Annotated in this window: 10 protein-coding genes and 1 pseudogene; 2 read left to right on the top strand and 9 right to left on the bottom strand. The window is 71.3% G+C overall.

Annotation, left to right across the window (positions count from 1 at the left end):
* The first annotated feature begins 445 nt into the window (after positions 1-445).
* Complete coding sequence (locus tag OG251_RS32205) at positions 446-826, top strand: VOC family protein (protein ID WP_326680389.1); 381 nt, start codon at positions 446-448, stop codon at positions 824-826.
* A gap of 69 nt (positions 827-895) precedes the next feature.
* On the opposite strand, the gene OG251_RS32200 is transcribed toward OG251_RS32205, so the two are convergent.
* The 6 genes and pseudogenes from OG251_RS32200 to OG251_RS32175 form a co-directional block, all read right to left on the bottom strand.
* Complete coding sequence (locus tag OG251_RS32200) at positions 896-1,630, bottom strand: GntR family transcriptional regulator (protein WP_326680388.1); 735 nt, start codon at positions 1,628-1,630, stop codon at positions 896-898.
* A gap of 109 nt (positions 1,631-1,739) precedes the next feature.
* Positions 1,740-2,309, bottom strand: a pseudogene (locus OG251_RS32195) (proline racemase family protein).
* A 78-nt stretch (positions 2,310-2,387) separates the two neighbouring features.
* A complete protein-coding gene (locus tag OG251_RS32190) occupies positions 2,388-3,305 on the bottom strand; it encodes a dihydrodipicolinate synthase family protein (RefSeq protein WP_326680387.1) in 918 nt (305 codons plus the stop codon).
* A gap of 98 nt (positions 3,306-3,403) precedes the next feature.
* The gene (locus OG251_RS32185) at positions 3,404-5,083 is read right to left on the bottom strand and encodes an NAD(P)/FAD-dependent oxidoreductase (protein WP_442818389.1); all 1,680 of its coding nucleotides are present in this window, start codon (positions 5,081-5,083) and stop codon (positions 3,404-3,406) included.
* Positions 5,061-5,402 (bottom strand): (2Fe-2S)-binding protein, encoded by a 342-nt coding sequence (locus OG251_RS32180; RefSeq protein ID WP_326680385.1) that lies wholly within the window; start codon positions 5,400-5,402, stop codon positions 5,061-5,063. The genes OG251_RS32185 and OG251_RS32180 overlap by 23 nt, the downstream gene beginning before the upstream one ends.
* On the bottom strand, positions 5,399-6,583 hold the full coding sequence (locus OG251_RS32175) for an NAD(P)/FAD-dependent oxidoreductase (RefSeq protein ID WP_326680384.1): 1,185 nt from the start codon (positions 6,581-6,583) through the stop codon (positions 5,399-5,401). Before OG251_RS32175 ends, OG251_RS32180 begins: the two co-directional genes overlap by 4 nt.
* Before the next feature lie 136 nt (positions 6,584-6,719).
* On the opposite strand from OG251_RS32175, the gene OG251_RS32170 reads away from it, so the two are divergent.
* Entirely contained in the window at positions 6,720-9,959 is a 3,240-nt protein-coding gene (locus OG251_RS32170) for an alpha-mannosidase (RefSeq protein WP_326680383.1), read from the top strand.
* A 76-nt stretch (positions 9,960-10,035) separates the two neighbouring features.
* Here OG251_RS32170 and OG251_RS32165 read toward each other — a convergent pair whose 3' ends face one another.
* From OG251_RS32165 to OG251_RS32155, 3 genes are all read right to left on the bottom strand, one after another.
* Positions 10,036-11,778: a pyruvate dehydrogenase gene (locus OG251_RS32165; protein WP_326680382.1), complete on the bottom strand. Its 1,743-nt coding sequence runs from the start codon at positions 11,776-11,778 to the stop codon at positions 10,036-10,038.
* Between the two features lie 111 nt (positions 11,779-11,889).
* Positions 11,890-13,551, bottom strand: a complete 1,662-nt coding sequence (locus OG251_RS32160; protein WP_326680381.1) for a protein phosphatase 2C domain-containing protein — start codon at positions 13,549-13,551, stop codon at positions 11,890-11,892.
* Positions 13,552-13,825: 274 nt separating this feature from the next.
* A complete protein-coding gene (locus OG251_RS32155; RefSeq protein ID WP_326680380.1) occupies positions 13,826-17,590 on the bottom strand; it encodes a S8 family peptidase in 3,765 nt (1,254 codons plus the stop codon).
* Between the last annotated feature and the right edge of the window lie 171 nt (positions 17,591-17,761).

The following is a 17,761-nucleotide window of genomic DNA, read 5'->3' as shown; positions in this document are numbered from 1 at the left end:
GATAGCCGCTCCCGTCGGGGCACGAGGCCCGCACGGCAGGAACGGTGGGCAGGTACGCCGACGGGGCGGAGCACACGGGGTCCGCGCTCAGGTTCCCGCGCGGGCCCGGCTCGGAGGCCGACAACGCGACGCGCGGGCCACCCGACGGGGCAGGGGAAATCCGACGGAATGCACCCCGAGGCGGCCGGTCCGCCGAGGCACATCCTTAAGGGCCGCCCCGTGGTCGCCGCCTCGTGGTCACCGCCTCGTGGGTCGCCCCTCACGGCCCGCATCCCCCTGTCTGGCCGACGCCCCGCCCGGCTGCCCGGACAGGGCCGGCCCCGAAATCACTTCGCCCCCGTCGGCCCCGTCCGGTACGGTCGCGGGATTGTTTTCCTTGCCGGGATTCCATGGGTTTCACGTGGGACTTCCCCGGCGAATCCCAGGCTGAGAGCAGGTTTCATCCATGGCATGTCGTATCAGTGAGCTCGTGCTCGGTTGCCACGACCCCGAGGCGCTGGCGCGGTTCTGGTGCGAGGTTCTGGACTTCGTCGTGCTCGATCGCGAGGACGGCGAGATGGTGGAGATCGGACCGCGCGAGGGGTTCGGTGGTCCGCAGCCGACGATCATTCTCAGTCGCCGGGACGAGCCGGAGAAGGGGAAGTCGCGGCTGCACATCGACGTCAACGCCACTGATCGCGATCAGGACGCCGAGCTCGAACGCCTGCTGAAGCTCGGTGCGCGCCCGGCCGACATCGGCCAGACGGGGGAGGAGCAGTGGCACGTCCTGACCGACCCCGAAGGCAATGAGTTCTGCCTGCTCAAGGCCCGGCTCAACCCGCTCTGACACGCGTCGGCGGTAGGCATGTGAGCACTCTCGGGTGCCCCCGCCCCGAAGGGCGGGGGCACCCCTCGCTCAGGCCCCCGCCGTCCCCTGGCCAACCCGCCGATGAGTGATGCGCTCGGCCCCCTCGCCCTCGCCCACTTCGCCGCCATCGGCCCAGAGCGACCGGACATGTGACATATGAGCGAGCATGCACGCCTCGGCGCGCTTCGCGTCACCCGCGACGATCAGGTCGAGCAGTTCGATGTGCTCCTCGGCCGATGCGATCAACTGGCCCGTCTCCGCGAGCCTGTTGAGACCGAAGAGCCGTGAGCGCTTACGCAGATTGCTGACCTCTTCGACCAGCCGCCGGTTCCCGGCCAGGCCGAGCAGCTCAAGGTGGAAGCGCCGGTCGGCCTCCAGGTAGGCCAGGATGTCGTGCCGGCGTGCCGCGTGGACGATCTCCAGCGCCAGGGGCCGCAGGGCCTCCAGCTCCCGGGACTTGCCGAGCCCGGCGATCCTGCCGACGGTGGGCACCTCGATCATCGCCCTGAGTTCGGTGAAGTCGTCGAGGTCCTGGTCGGTCAACTCGGTGATCCGAAAACCCTTGTTGCGTACGGCCTCGACGAGGCCCTCCCGGGCCAGGTCGAGCATGGCCTCACGTACCGGGGTCGCGGAGACTCCGAACTCCGAGGCGAGTGCGGGTGCGGAGTAGATCGTGCCCGGACGCAGGTCACCGGCTATCAGTGCCGCCCTCAGGGCATGGGCCACCCGGTCCCTCAGATGCTCCTGGGCCGAGATGGTGTTGAGGGATGAGAGGCGGGTCATATGTATTCCTCCAGCACCGAGCGGGGCCTCAGAATACAATGTCACGTTATTCATCCGACCCCCGCCGGTAAGCGCTCACCACCGGACGGTACGGCCTGCCCCGGCATTCTCACAGCGGGAAGCCCTCGGGGAAGAAGGCGGCCGGATCCAGGAAGAACCGCGCGGTGCCGGTGATCCAGGCCCGGCACGTCACCGTGGGAACGACGGCCGGGGTCCCGGCGACACCGGTCTCCTCGACAAGCCCCCCTTGAACGAGGTACCGATGAAAGATTCGTTGACGAAGGTCGTGTTCAGGGGCAGTCGGCCGCGGGCGGGCAGCTGCGCCATGCGTGCGGAGGTACCCGTCCCGCAGGCCGGACGGTGGTGACCGGACCGGTGACGGCCACCATGCCGGTCTCCACCAGCACGGTGGCCACGCCGATGGTGCCGTGACCGCACATCGGCAGCGCTCCGGACACCTCGATGTACAGGACGCCGAAGTCCGCGTCCGACCGGGTGGGCAGCTGGAGTATGGCGGCGTGGCCGCGCGGTTCGTACCTCGGCAGCGTGCGCACCGCGTCCTGGTGGTCCAGGAAGTACCGGCGCCGCTCGGGCATAGGGGTACCAGGAAGGGTCCCGACCCCACCGGTGATCACCCGCGTGGGCATTCCTCGGGTGGGCGAGCCACGGCGTGGAAGATACGACGTGTACACGAGGTACCCCTGGAACGGCCCTGCCGGAGCGCGGAGATGACAGACGCGAGGAGGTCGGGAGCGCGTCAGTTCAGGCCCTCGGCCAGCGCCTTCTCGGTGGCTGCCCGCACGGCGGCGGAGGAGGCGTCGGGCAGCGGGAACCGCGGCGGCCTGCAAGGGCCGCCGTGCCACCCGACCACGTCCATCGACGCCTTGATCGCCTGGACGAACTCCGGCTTGGAGTCCCATCGCAGCAGCGGGTGCAGCTGCCGGTAGAGCGGCAGCGCGGTGCTCAGGTCGCCGGCCACGGCGGAGCGGTACAACGTGACACAGCTCGCGGGAAGCATGTTGGGGCAGCCCGCGATCCAGCCGACGGCTCCGGCCAGCGCCAGTTCGAGCAGGACGTCGTCCGCACCGATGAGGACATCGAGACCGGGGGCCTCCTCGGCGATCTCGTACGCGCGACGCACATCACCGCTGAACTCCTTGACCGCCACGATGCTGCCCTCCTGATGGAGACGGGCCAGCAGCTGGGGGGTGAGATCCACCTTGGTGTCGTACGGGTTGTTGTAGGCGACGACCGGCAGCCCGGCCTGAGCGACCGCCGCGTAGTGGGCACGGATCGCGGTGTCGTCACAGCGGTAGCCGTTGGGAGGCAGGAGCAGAACCGAGCCCGCGCCCGCGTCGGCGGCCTGCTCGGCCCAGCGCCGTGACTCGTCGCTGCCGTAGGCGGAGACTCCGGGCATGACGCGGGCACCGTCGCCCGCCGCCGCCACGGCCACCCGTACCAGCCGGTCGCGTTCGTCGTCGGTGAGCGTCTGGTACTCCCCCAGCGAACCGTTGGGCACCACCCCGTCGCACCCTGCCTCGACGAGGCGGGCGACGTGTTCGGCGAACGCGTCGAAGTCGACGGAACGGTCCTCCTTCAGCGGCAGCGGCGTGGCGACCATGACACCGCGCCACGGACGGGTTCGGGGGGAGGTCGGGGTGTCGTTCGTCTGCATCGAGACTCCTTGAGAGAGGTGACATGTCACTGATGGCCGCGGTGCGCGGTCATCGAGCACGAGAGTGTGTACGTATGTGCCGGCCGGGCTCGTGGGCCTCAGCCCGAGCCGCTTGTCCCGCCCGGCTCGCTTGTCCCGCCCGAGCCGCTCGTCCCGCCCGGCTCGCCTGTCGCGCCCGCTCCGCCGGCGGTTTCGGCCGCGTCGGAGTCGCCCGCCGCGCCGGTGGCGGGCGGATGACCGGCGAGTACGGACAGGAGGACCGGGCACGCGAGGGCCTGCCGTCCGGGGCCCGCCCCGGACGCCGCCGGGCCGATGAGCTCACGGACCGCGAACCCGCAGGTCTGCCCCTGGCACCAGCCCATACCGGCCCGTGTGAGGAGCTTGACCGTACGGGCATCCCCGGCACCCAGTTCCGAGACCGAGGTCAGGATCCGGTCGGCGGTGACCTCTTCGCAGCGGCAGACCTCGGTGTCACCGGACAGCCACTGTCGCCAGCCGGGACGCGGCCGGTGCGCGGCACCCATGACCTCGGCGAAGGCACGCATCCGAGTCCGGGCGCGACGCAGCGCGACCGCCCTCCGGGGCAACCCGCCGTCGCTGTGGCGCGCCGTCTCCGCACGGGTCAGACGGACCACTGACAGCGCGGCCAGCTCACCTTCCACCAGGGCGAGGTGGACTCCTCCGATGCCGCCGGTCTCCCCTGCGGCCCAGACGCCGGGCACGGTGGTCCGCAACTGGGCGTCCACGACCACCCCATGTGTGCCGTCGGCACGCTCGCGGGTGGCGCAGCCCAGGGACGTGGCCAGCCCGGTGCGTGGCTCCAGCCCGTGGCCGAGGGCGACGGCGTCGCAGTCGTGGCGGCGTCCGGTGCCCGGCACCGGACGCCAGTCACGGTCCAGACGGCTGACCGTGACGCCTTCCACCCGGTGACGGCCGTGCACGGCAGTCACCGCGCTGTGCGTCCGCAGGCGTACTCCGTACCGCAGCAGCTGGGCCGCGTTGCGGGCTCCTTCCGCCAGCTTGGCCGGGTTAGCGGCCAGCGTGGTGGGCGCTCGCGCGTAGAACTCGTACCCTGCGGCCTCGACGAGCAGCGGCACCTCTGCCCCGGACCTGGCCAGGGAGATGGCCACCGCCTGGAGCAGCGGGCCGCTGCCCGCGACGACGATGCGCCGGCCCGGCAGGACCAGGCCGGATTTGAGCATCGCCTGTGCCCCGGCGGCGCCCACGACGCCCGGTGTGGTCCAGCCCGGCAACGGCAGCTGCCGCTCGTGCGATCCGGTGGCGATGAGCAGGTTCTGTGCGTCGACCACCGTCCCGATGTCCTCTTCGGTGCCGGTGACCGCGTGCAACCGCCAGCATCCACGGGCCCGTTCACCGTCCGCCCCGCCGTCCCGGCCGGAGTCCCGCTCGACGGACGGATCACCGGCCCGTTCGACCGCCCACACCTGGTGCCGTGCGAGGTGGCTGATCCGTCCGGAACGTACATGCCGGTCGAACCGGGCGGCGAGCGCGGTGAACACGTCCCAGCCGTGGTGCAGGGCCTCCGGCCGGGTGGCTCCGAGGCCGGGCGCAGGTGCGCGGTAGAACTGTCCGCCCGGCCGCGCCGCCGCGTCCAGCACGGTGACCGGGATGCCGTGGTCGGCCGCGGTCACCGCCGCCGCCATTCCGGCGGGCCCCGCGCCCACCACCGCGAGTGCCTCCGGGCGGGACGTCACGGGCGGATCCGGGAACACATCGGGTGCGGGTATGCGCTGTTCACCTCGTGAGTCCCGTCCCATGGCCGTCCCCTTCCTGTGTGGTGATCTCGTCGCCGGGTGCGGCGGGCAGCAGGCAAGCACGCTGATTGGGGCGGCCGTTCACGGTGGCCAGGCATTCGAAGCACGAGCCGATTCCGCAGAAGGCGCCGCGCGGAACGCCGTTCACACGGGATGTCCGCCAGCTCAGGATGCCCGCCCCCCACAGGGCGGCGGCGATCGTCTGGCCGGGCAGTGCGGGAATGGGGCGGGAGTCGATGAGGATCGTGAACTCCGGGTCGGGCACCGCACCGGCCAGTTCGGCGGGGGTGCGGGCGGCCGGGCGTCGGGGAAGGCGCTTCACGAGGGCTCCGATCGACTGGGAGATGACTCAGGGGCGCCGAACCGGTCGGGGCTGAACGGGCTTGGGTCGAGGGCGGGTTCCTCGCCCCGGATCGCCGCGACGACCAGCTTTCCGGTGGCGGGGGCGAGACCGATCCCCGCGCCCTCGTGTCCACAGGCGTGGTACAGGCCGGGTGCGCGGGAGTCCTGGCCGATGGCGGGCAGGTGGTCGGGCAGATACGGCCGGAAGCCGTGGTAGGCGCGCAGTACCCGGACGTCGGCCAGGAAGGGGAAGAGCGCGGCGGCCTGAGCGGCCAGCCGGCTGATCACCGGGACGGACAACGACCGGTCGAACCCCACGCGTTCCCTGCTGGCGCCGATGAGTACCGGCCCGGAGGGGGTTCCCTCGACCACGGCGGAGGTCTGGAGTGCCGCCGACCCGCTGGACACGTCGGACACGTACTCCGCCGCGTACACCTTGTGCCGGATCAGCCTCGGCAGCGGCTCGGTGACCAGGACGAACCCACGTCGCGGCAGGACCGGCAGCCGGACCCCGGCCAGGGCGGCCAGTTCGCCGCCCCAGGTCCCTGCGGCGTTGACGACGGCGGGGGCGTGCAGCTCGCGCCCACCGGTCCGCACTCCGCGTACCGCGCCACCGGGTCCGGTCAGTACGGCGGTCACCTCCTCACCGGTGTACAGCCGCGCCCCCTCGGCACGGGCGGCTTCGAGCAGATGGGCCGCGGCAAGGGCAGGCTGGACCTGCGCGTCCTGCGGATAGTGGAATCCGCCGGCCATCCCGGAGGCCAGGTGCGGTTCGAGCTCGGCCATTTCCGGCGCGGTGACCGGGCGCGCGTCGACGCCGGCCGTCCGCTGGCCGCGCGCCGTCGCGGTCAGCTGCGCCAGGGATTCCTCACCGGCCGCCACCACCAGACCGCCCTTGGTCTCGTACTCGATCTCCGGCGGTAAGGAGTCGGCCAGCTCCCGCCAGAGCGTGGCGGACAGGAGCGCGAGATCCAGCTCCGCGCCGGGCACCTTGTCGGAGACCAGGAGGTTTCCCTCGCCGGCTCCGGTGGTTCCTCCGGCGACCGGTCCCCGGTCGACGACAGCGACGGAGAGACCGGATCGGGCCGCGTAGTAAGCGCAGGCGGAACCGACGATGCCGGCACCGACGATGATGACGTCCAGGGGCTGTCTCGTGAACACGGCAGTAATATGTCACATTGCGCAGAGGGTGCCAAGAGAGCGCGCAGCAGGGAGATTTCGGGATTCACGGGCTATCGGAAGTCCTCACCGGGCATGTGAACGCGTGACGTTCCGCGCACAGATCCGGAGGCACCCGATGCACGACGACCGCACGCTGGTGGAGGGCCGCCTCGAACGCGCGCTCCACCAGTTCATCCGCCCCGCCCAGTACGCGGCCCGTACCCCGCTCGCCCTGTCCGTCTGGCACGCCCCGGGCGAACCCGTGCCCGTGACCGAGGCCCTCGACCGGACGTACGAGCCCTTCAGCGCCGGCACGGAGTGGGGCAGGCCCTGGTCCACCAGCTGGTTCCGGCTCGAAGGGGCGGTGCCCGGCGAGTGGGCGGGGCGCCGGGTCGAGGTGGTTGTCGACCCCGGGTTCTCCGGCGAGGGCCCCGGGTTCCAGGCGGAGGGCATGCTGTACGACCTTGAGGGTGTCCCTCTCAAGGGCATCCACCCGCGCAATCGCCACCTCACGGTGGCCCCGTCCGCGGCGGGCGGTGAACCGGTCGCACTGCTCCTGGAGGCGGCGGCCAATCCGTCCGTGCTGGAGCACGGCTTCACACCGACTCCGCTCGGTGACGTACTGACGGCCGGGGACCGGCCCCTGTACCGGTTCGCCTCGGCGGACCTCGCCGTACTCGACGAGGAGGTGTGGCATCTCGTCCTGGACATCGAGGTCCTGTCCGAGCTGACGCGGGAGCTGCCCGCCGACCGCTCCAGGCGGCACGAGATCCTGCGGGCGCTGGAGCGGATGCTCGACGCCCTCGATCTGCACGATGTGGCGGGCACTGCGGCGGCGGGCCGCGCCGAACTGGCCGAGGCGCTGTCCCGGCCCGCGGCGGCGAGCGCGCACCGTGTCTCGGCCGCCGGGCACGCGCACATCGATTCGGCGTGGCTGTGGCCGCTGCGCGAGACGGTACGCAAGGCGTCCCGCACCTTCGCCAATGTCACGGCACTCGCCCAGGACTACCCGGAGCTCGTCTTCGCCTGTTCGCAGGCGCAGCAGTACGCCTGGGTGAAGGAGCACCAGCCGCTGATCTGGGAGCGGATCAAGCAGGCCGTGGCGGACGGGCAGTGGTCGCCGGTCGGCTCGATGTGGGTGGAGTCCGACGCCAACATGCCCGGCGGCGAGGCACTTGCCCGGCAACTCGTGCACGGCAAGAGGTTCTTCGAGGAGGAACTGGGCGTCGAAACGGAGGAGATCTGGCTGCCGGACTCCTTCGGCTACACGGCGGCCTTCCCTCAGCTGGCCCGGCTGGCCGGGGTGCGGTGGTTCCTCACGCAGAAGCTGTCGTGGAACCAGCACAACAAGATGCCGCACCACACCTTCTGGTGGGAGGGCATCGACGGCACGCGCGTGTTCACCCACTTCCCACCGGTCGACACCTACAACGCCCAGTTCCACGCGAGTGAACTCGCCCATGCGGAGCGGAACTTCGCCGAGAAGGGGCGCGCCACCCGCTCCCTGGTGCCGTTCGGGTGGGGCGACGGAGGCGGCGGTCCCACCCGCGAGATGCTGGAGAAGGCCCGCAGGCTCCGGGACCTGGAGGGCTCACCGCGGGTGTCTATCGAGAAGCCTTCGGCCTTCTTCGCGGCGGCCGAGGAGGAGTACGGGGCGCAGGCGCCGGTCTGGTCGGGTGAGCTGTACCTGGAGTTGCACCGGGCCACGTACACCACCCAGGCCAAGACCAAGCAGGGCAACCGGCGCAGCGAACATCTCCTGCGCGAGGCCGAGTTGTGGGCCACGGCGGCGGCCCTGCGCACCCCCGGCTACCGCTATCCGTACGAGACGCTGGACCGGGTGTGGAAGACCGTCCTGCTGCATCAGTTCCATGACATCCTGCCCGGCTCGTCGATCGCCTGGGTGCACCGCGAGGCCCGCGACACCTATGAGGAGGTCCGCTCCGAGCTGGCGGACCTGGTGGCCGATGCGGTGACCTCGCTCGGTGCGGCGGAGGGACTCGTGGCGCTCAACTCCTCTCCGTACGAACGGAGTCAGGTGATTGAGCTGGACGCGGAGGCGGCCGGGGTGCTGCCGTCCGGTGCCCATGTGCAGGATCTGGGCGAAGGGCGCGCTGCGGTGCTGTCCCGGACGCCGGGGCTGGGTGCGGGGCTGCTGAACGGCTCGGCCGTTCCGGATCACCCGGTCACAGCGGCCACGGCGGCCACGGCAGTCCCGGCAGGCACGGGCGGCTCGGTCGACGCGGGGATCACGACGGTCACGGCCGACACGGAGACCACGGCCGACACGGAGACCACGACCGGCACGGCGGTCACAGCCGACGCGGCGGCGGACGACGGGATCGTGCTGGACAACGGGCTGCTGCGGATCACCGTCGACCGGGACGGTCTGGTCGCCTCGGTGCGCGACCTGGTGGCGGGCCGTGAGGTCCTGGCCCCCGGTCTGCGCGCCAACCTCCTCCAGCTGCACCCGGACCACCCCAACCAGTGGGACGCCTGGGACATCGACCGGCACTACCGGCACAGCCGTACCGATCTGACCGGCGCCGACGCCGTCTCCCTGATCGAGGAGGGGCCGTTGCGGGCCGCGGTCCGGGTGGTCCGTTCGTTCGGGAAGTCCACGATCGTTCAGGAGCTGCGGCTGGCCGCGGGAAGCCGGCAGCTCGACATCGAGACCGAGGTGGACTGGCAGGAGTCCGAGAAGGTTCTCAAGGCGGCCTTCCCGTTGGACGTCCACGCCGAACGTTCCACCGCCGAGATCCAGTTCGGCCATGTCCATCGCGCGACGCATGACAACACGGGCTGGGACGCGGCCCGTTTCGAGATCTGCGCCCACCGCTGGCTTCGGGTCGCCGAGCCGGGGTACGGCATCGCACTGCTCAACGACTCGACCTACGGCCACGACGTGACGAGGACGCCCCACGAGTCCGGGCTCGGCACGACCGTACGGCTGACACTGCTCCGCGCTCCGCACAGTCCGGACCCGGCAACAGACCTCGGCACGCACCGGTTCCGGTACGCACTGGCCCCCGGCGCCGAGGTCACCGACGCGGTACGGGAGGGCCTCGCGCTCAATCTGCCGCTTCGCGCGGCCGTGGCACCGGCCGTTCCGTCGCTCGTGGACACCGGGCATCCGGCGGTGACCGTGGAGTCCGTGAAGCTGGCCGAGGACCGCAGCGGGGACGTGATCGTACGGCTCTACGAGTCGGCCGGCGGCCGGGCCGAGACCCGCCTCAGGGTCGGATTCCCCGTCGTGGGGGCCCGGATCACCGATCTGCTGGAACGGCCGCTGCACCCGGCGGACACCGACGAGGACGGTCTCGTCCTGGCGCTGCGGCCGTTCCAGATCCTGACGGTGCGGCTGACCCCGGCGTAGGCGCGCCCCTCACCTCGGCCGCGCCCGGCCCGTGTCCCGCCCGGCTCCCGCTCCTGCCTCGCCCCTCACCGCGAGGTCAGGGGCGGGGGACGTTGCGCAGATTGGAGCGGGCCATCTGGAGCATCCGGCCCACTCCCCCGTCCAGCACGATCTTGCTGGCGGAGAGCGCGAAGCCGGTCACCATGTCCGCGCTGATCTTCGGCGGGATGGACAGGGCGTTCGGGTCGGTGACCACGTCGACCAGTGCGGGACCCTTGTGCTTGAAGGCGTCCTTGAGGGCGCCTTCAAGCTGTTTGGGCTTCTCCACCCGCACCCCGTACGCCCCGGCGGCGCGGGCGACGGCGGCGAAGTCCGGGTTCTTGTTCGTCGTGCCGAACGATGGCAGACCCGCCACCAGCATCTCCAACTCCACCATGCCCAGGGAGGAGTTGTTGAAGAGGACGACCTTCACCGGCAGGTCGTACTGGACCAGGGTGAGGAAGTCGCCCATGAGCATGGTGAATCCGCCGTCGCCGGACATCGACACGACCTGCCGGTTCCGGTCGACGAACTGGGCGCCGATCGCCTGCGGCAGCGCGTTGGCCATCGAACCATGACTGAACGAACCGATCACCCGCCGCTTGCCGTTGGGCGAGAGATAGCGGGCGGCCCATACATTGCACATCCCGGTATCGACGGTGAACACCGCGTCGTCGTCCGCGAGTTCGTCCAGCACCGAGGCGACGTACTCCGGGTGGATCGGCACATGCTTGTCGACCTTGCGGGTGTACGCCTTGACCACGCCCTCCAGCGCGTCGGCGTGCTTCTTCAGCATCCGGTCGAGGAACTTGCGGTCGGTCTTGGCCTTCACCCTCGGCGTCAGACAGCGCAGCGTCTCGCGCACATCGCCCCAGACCGCCAGATCGAGCTTGGAACGCCGGCCCAGGTGTTCGGGACGCACATCGACCTGGACGATCTTCACATCGTCCGGGAGGAAGGCGTTGTACGGGAAGTCGGTGCCGAGCAGGATCAGCAGGTCGCACTCGTTGGTCGCCTCGTAGGCGGCGCCGTAGCCGAGCAGCCCGCTCATGCCGACGTCGTACGGGTTGTCGTACTGGATCCACTCCTTGCCGCGCAGTGCGTGGCCGACCGGGGACTTCACCCGCTCCGCGAACTCCATGACCTCGGCGTGCGCGCCGGCGGTTCCGCTGCCGCAGAACAGGGTCACCCGTTTGGCCTCGTCGACCATCCGGCAGAGCTTCTCGATCTCCTCGTCCCCGGGGCGTACCGACGGGCGTGAGGTGACCAGGGCGTGTTCGATCGACTTCTCGGGGGCGGGCTGCGAGGCGATGTCACCCGGCATCGAGACGACGCTGACCCCGCCGCGGCCGATCGCGTGCTGGATGGCCGTCTGGAGAAGGCGCGGCATCTGCTGCGGGTTGGAGATCATCTCGTTGTAGTGGCTGCACTCCTGGAAGAGCAGCTCCGGATGGGTCTCCTGGAAGTAGCCGAGCCCGATCTCGCCGGAGGGGATGTGCGAGGCCAGGGCGAGTACCGGGGCCATGGAGCGGTGGGCGTCGTAGAGCCCGTTGATGAGGTGCAGATTGCCGGGGCCGCACGATCCCGCGCAGGCGGCCAGGCTGCCGGTGATCTGGGCTTCCGCACCGGCCGCGAAGGCGGCGACCTCCTCGTGCCTGACCTGGATCCAGTCGATGGCCGCGTTACGCCGGATGGCGTCGACCACCGGGTTCAGGCTGTCGCCGACCACGCCGTACATGCGCTTGACGCCCGCCCTGACGAGGATGTCGACGAACTGCTCCGAAACGTTCTGCTTGGCCATGGGTGCGCACCCTCTCTGCCTGTGCTCCGTGCACTGTCGGCTGTCCGGACTCCGGAGCCCGAAACCTCGGCCGGACGGTCTCCGGAGTCCATCAACCCACGGCCCGCGGGGTTACGCCTCCCAGACGGCGGCGCTCGTACGGTCGTCGGCGTACCCCTTGATCCGGAGCTGGGTGTCCACGAGGAAGGCGGGCAGCCCCGGTGGCGCGGGGTCCGCCCAGCGCTCCGCGAGCTCCGCGGCGAGCGCGGGCTCACCGCGCATCGGTTCGGCGAGCCCGTTGCTGCACAGCAGGAGCGTGTCCCGGGGGCGGGCCACGGACGCCCGGAACCGGAATCGCTCGGAGCGCGGCGACGGGGGGATCTCGGCATACGGGGACACGGCCGGGGACGGGGGTGTCGTGATGCGGAGGTCCATGGTCAGCCGGTTGCCGTCCCGGCTCTCCTCGCCCGGCGTACCGTCTCCCGCCGTCCAGGCCCCCACCCCGGTCCCGGTGGCCGCCGCAGCTGCTGCCCTGGGGTCTTCCGCGGTTCGGGTGGCCACCGCGGTTCTCGGGTCCACCGCGGTTCCGGGGTCCTTCGCGGTTCGGGGGTCCTTCGCGGTTCGGGTGGCCACCGCCTCCCCGACAACGGGTTCGAGGTCGTGCCAGAGGCCGTCGCGCAGCCGGAAGAGCCCGCCGCCGCCGACGCCGAAGAAGACCCGGGTCCGGCACTCGGGGTCGGCCGGGAGCAGCAGGCAGCGCAGCCCCGCGGTGTACTCGTCCGGTTCGAGGCCCAGTTCGGCGGCGCGGGCGCGCAGCTTTCCGTAGGTGCGGTCGGTGAGCCGGTGGAGGCCGGACTTCAGATCGCCTCGGCGTCCGGCCCTTATGTCCTCGGCGAGTCGTGCGTGGCTGCGGCCGACCGCGCCGGCGATCCAGCGGCAGGCATCGGCCGCCGCGAGATGTGCCCCTTCGGCGGCACGGGCGCCGCTGGCCATCGCGACGAGCACGAGGGCGTTGTCGGCGGTCCCGAAGCGGGCGGTCAGCAGGGCATCACGCCGTGGTTCGCCGCGGAAGCGCGCCGAGTCCCCTCGTACGGAGGCGGCGCGCAGGGTGTACGTGCCGTGCCGGGCGCCGTCGAGCACGGTGTCGGGGACGAGCCCGTCCAGGGTGAGCGACGTGGAGACGGGCAGGGCGGCGGGTTCGGCGTCGTAGGTCGGCGGCCGGTCTCCGAGATACCCGACGACGGGGCGAGGGGCGGGGACGGCGGCCGGCGCCCGCTCGTCGGCGTCCACGTCCGCGACGGCGTCGGGTGCCCGGCGTGGTTGCGGTGGCGAGGGTGGGGTTGGCAGCGGAGCGGCGAAGGTACGCGGCTCCGACGGCCCGGACAGCGGCTCCCAGGGTGCACGGAAGGACACGGTGGCGGGCGGAGGGGACGGAGCGGGGGACGGAGACACGGACGGCGGCGGCAAGGGGGTCGGCGGCACCTCCGGCTCCGGAGCCGACTCGGGAGCCGGATCCGGCTCCCGAGTCGACCCCACCCCCAAGCCCGGCTCGGGCCCGACCTCCAAAATCCGCTCCGGCTCCGACGGCAGGCTCCGGGGCCGGTGGGCTTCCGCCCCGGGGGCGCCGTCGCCCCCGCGCACCACCGCTGAGGTCACCGTGTCCGACACGGAGTCGAAGCGGTCGTCGAGACTGTCGGCCGTGCTGCTCGGGCCGGTGTCCGGCGCGGCCTCGTCGTACAGATCGCGCCACCAGTCGTCCTCGTGGGCGGCGGGCGTCTCCCCCTGCTGACTCATGCCCATATTGTCCACCGCGAGGGGCGCACGAAAACGGGTCATCCGCAAAATGTGGCCCGTAAACGAGGTCCGCCGGGCGGCCCCACCCCCCACGGGAAGGACGCCCGGCGGACCGGTCGGTGCGATTCGCGGTGCTGCGATTCGCGGTCGGTGCGATTCGCGGTCGGTGCGTCGTGCCGGTGTGCCGACGTCAGATGGCCGGTGTCACATTGCCGATGTGACGTGCCACTGTGACATGGCGCTGTGACATGTCAGCGGTGACTCACCGATGTGATCAACGCACCGCATAGGCGTCATTCACGGTCTGGACGACGGAGTTGCCGTTGGCGTCCGTCAGTTCGGTCTTCAGGGTGACCGCCTTGCCCGCCGCGCCCTTGTGGTTCACGGTCGCGGTCCAACGGCCGCCCTGCTGACCGGTGGTGGCCTGTGACCAGGTCTCGCCACCGTCGTACGAGAAGGAGACCTTGGCGCCGGTCAGCCTGCCGGGTGTGTAGCCGGCGTGGCCGGTGACGCCGAGGCCGATCTTCTGGCCGTCCGTGGCAGGCAGGGTCTTCGTCCCGTCCGACGGGACGTCGTAGCGGGGGAAGAGCAGCGGGATGCCCTGCGAATAGACGTCCGCCTGCCGCTCGGAGCGGAACTTCCACGTGGTCTCCGTCGCCGTGGAGCGCTTCCACACCGCCGCCGGCTGCCCGAACTTCGTGGTCGACAGGGTGAGTTCGTACGCGCGGTCCTCCGCCGGGACGGTGAACGCGCCGAACGGGTAGCCGCTGCTGCCGATCTCCTCGCCGCCGCTGGTGAGCCGCATGCTGCCGATGTCACCGAACGAGCCCTGCTCCCCGACGTGTTCGGTGTCGGTCACGAATGCGGGGGCGACCCCGATCACGTTGTCCTGGCGTTCGGCGGCGAGGGCTTCCTTTCCTGTGGCGTCGCGCGGGGCACCCGGCGTCAGGAGACCCCGGTACCACTCCTCGGTGCGCTGGTGTCCCGCCCCATAGGTACGCGTCCGGTCGGTCATGAACTCGCCCCAGGGGAAGCTGGAGGAGAGCATCTTCTGCCAGCCGCTGTCGCCCGCCGAGTAGTACTCGGTGCGCTTGCCGGGGGTGGCGAGCGTGTCGAAGCCGGAGGCGGCGAAGGTGCCGCCGTACGGCCGGGTGACCAGCAGGGTGTCGACGAAGTCGGCGGCCACGCCCATCGAGTCGTGTGTGGCGGTGACCGAACCGAGCTTCTTGTCGCGGACCTTGTACGTGCGGTCCGACGTGATCTGCCCCGTCTCGGGGAAGGCCAGGTTGTAGACGAAGGGGCTGACCGCCGTCGCCTTCCAGGACACCTCGGCCGGGCCCTTGGCCAGCGCGGCGGTCAGGACGGCGGCCTCGTCGGACGTGAGTCCGAGGACCGGCAGCGGAGCGGTGCCGTAGCCGATGCCCGGCTGCCAGTCACCCGCGGAGGGGCGGTGCACGATGAGTGCCTTGGCGCCCGCGGTCCTGGCGGCGCTCGCCTGGGTGGTGACGCCGGCGCCGTCGGGGACCTTCACCAGGGCGATCCTGCCCTTGACCCCGGCGGCCGCCAGCTCGGCGGGGGTGCCGGTGCCCGCGTCGACGACCTCGGCCCGGCCGGTGCCGTCCAGGTTGACGGAACCCGTACCCGCGGCGCGGGGATGCAGGGCCGGTCCGCCGACCAGGGAGAACTTCTCGATCTGCGGGGCGTAGGCGCGCCAGAAGCTGTCGAACTCGAAGTCGCCGTCACGGGCCTTGCCCTGGACGTCGACCAGGTAGTTCTTGACGATTCGGTTGCCGGATATGGAGCCGGAGTGCAGCCAGGCCCCGTCCCACGAGCGCCCGAAGGCAAGGGTGGTGGTGCGGGTCTCGGCGGCCCGGTCCTCGGTCTTGACCGTGAGCTTGTGCGCCTTGCGGGCGTCCAGCACCACGGTGGTGTCCTTGGTGACGTTCAGCTGCGGCCTGGCGAGGTAGCCGACGGACTCGACGAGCTGCCCGGTGGCGTCCTTCGGGTCGGGCGAGCCGATGAAGCTGGAGACGAAGTAAGCGCCGGGGCGTACCTGGTACGTCTGGTCGGCAGCGCCCTCGTTGAAGCGCCGTTCGCCGGATGCCGTGTCGGTGCCGATGACATCGAGCGAGGAGACGCCGTCGGCGGGCTTTCCGGTGCGGTCGATGAGCTTGACGCGCAGGGTGACGGTCTCGGGGGCCACGTACAGGGAGAACGGGGTGGCGGCCTTGACGCCGTCGGCGGTGGCCAGGACGCGTCCGGTGACATCGCCGTACTGGCTGCTTTCCAGGCGTGCGTCCGGGTCCAGTTCCAGGGGGACTTGGACCGTGGCGCCGGCCGGGACGGTGACGGACGTGCGGCCGAGTTCGGCGATCCTGGAGCGGACGGCCGAGCCGTCGTTCCCGGTGACGCCCGCGACCTTCAGCGACAGCTTGACCGGCTTCTTGCCCAGGTTGGTGTAGGGCACGTCGACGGTGGTGCGGTCGCTCCTGTCCTGCGGCCAGTTGAACGTGCCGCCCTGGACGGCCGGGGATCCGACGACGGCCGTGTCGATGGCCCGCGCGACATCGAGTCGCCCGGCGCCGGTCTCGCGCACATCACCGGGGACGGCGCTCTTCGCGGAGGAGACCAGGGCCGCCTTGACCTGCTGGGCGGTCCAGTCGGGGTGGCGCTGCTTCACGATCGCGGCGGCGCCCGCGACATGCGGGGTGGCCATCGACGTACCGGACATCGACTGGTAGGCGTACGGTCCGCGGCCACCCGCCGCGGCGGCCGAGATGGCGACGCCGGGAGCGGCGATCTCGGGCTTGAGGGTGTGCGAGCCGATCGCCGGGCCGCGGCTGGAGAAGTTCGCGGTGGAGTCGTCGCGGTCGACGGCGCCGACGGTCAGCACGCTGGGGGCGCAGCCGGGCGAGGAGACGGTGTTCAGCGTCGGGCCGATGTTGCCCGCCGCGACCACGAACAGGGTGTCCTTGCTGTGGCCGAGTTCCTCGGCGGCCAGGCTCATCGGGTCGGTGCAGTCGGTGGGGGCCGCGCTGCCGAGGCTCATCGAGACGACATCGGCCTTGTTGTCGACGGCCCACTGCATTCCGGCGATGATCCAGGAGGCGGCGCCGGACCCGCTGTCGTTGAGGACCTTGCCGACGAGGAGGTCCGCGCCGGGCGCGACGCCCTTCTTCTTCCCGTCGCTCGCCGCGCCGGAGCCGCCGACCGTGGACAGCGTGTGGGTGCCGTGGCCCTGGCGGTCGTCGGTGGAGTCGGAGTCGGTGAAGTTCTCCGAGGCGGTGATGCGGCCCTTGAGGTCCGGGTGTTCGGCGTCGGCGCCGGTGTCGAGTACGGCGACCTTGGTGCCCTTGCCGTCGTAGCCCGCCGCCCAGGCGAGGTCGGCTCCGACCTGCTTGGTCGACTTGTCGAGATTGGCTTCGACCTTGCGGTCGAGCCAGAGCTTCTTGAGCCCGGCTGCGGAGCGCGACCGGGGCGCGGTGAGGTCCGCCCAGAAGTCGTCGGTCCGCTTCTTGTCGGCCTGGAGCGCGACGCCGTCGATGACATCGAGGACCGCTCCGCGCTCGGCTCCGCGCGGGGTGGGCGGCGCGCTGCGTGCGGTGTCCGCCCGGTAGGTGGCGATCAGCGGCACGGTCGTGGAGTGCGCGTCGTCGTAACCCTGGCGGATCAGGCCGGTGACGTTGAAGAGTTCTTCGTCGACCGTGCCCGCGGCGAGCGCCTCGACGGCGGTGTCCGGGTAGACGTACAGGTCCTTGCCGGACTGCCGGGTCTGCACCAGGGGTACGGTGCCGTCCTCGCGGGGCAGCGCGGCGGCGGACGCGGCGCCCGAACTGTCCGTGCTCACCCGTACCTTGTCGCCCGTGACCAGGGTCACGGTGACCGGCTTCCCGCCCTTCGCGGCGGCGGCCGCACTGCCGGTCAGCGGTCTCTTCGCGGTCACGTCGTCCGGTGGCGCCGCCACGGACGGTGCGATCGCGGTGACGGCGAGGACGGCGGCGGTCGCCGCTCCCAGTGCCGTACGCGATATCGGGCGCATCGCTCTCCCCAGGTCAATCCGGAATGAAGCATCCCAAGGGGCGACATTCCAGAGGTTGTTGGTACTGCGGTGGCGCCACATTGACAGAGGGGCCACCGGTACGGGGGATGATGTGTACGGCGGGTTTACGCCGTGGCCTCTTCCCGCCACGGCCGGTCGGCCGGAGCAGGC

The organism is Streptomyces sp. NBC_01237 (genome assembly GCF_035917275.1).
In the GTDB taxonomy this organism is placed as follows: domain Bacteria; phylum Actinomycetota; class Actinomycetes; order Streptomycetales; family Streptomycetaceae; genus Streptomyces.
Note: the sequence above shows the minus strand (reverse complement) of the source record. Positions and strands in the feature narration are given on the sequence as shown.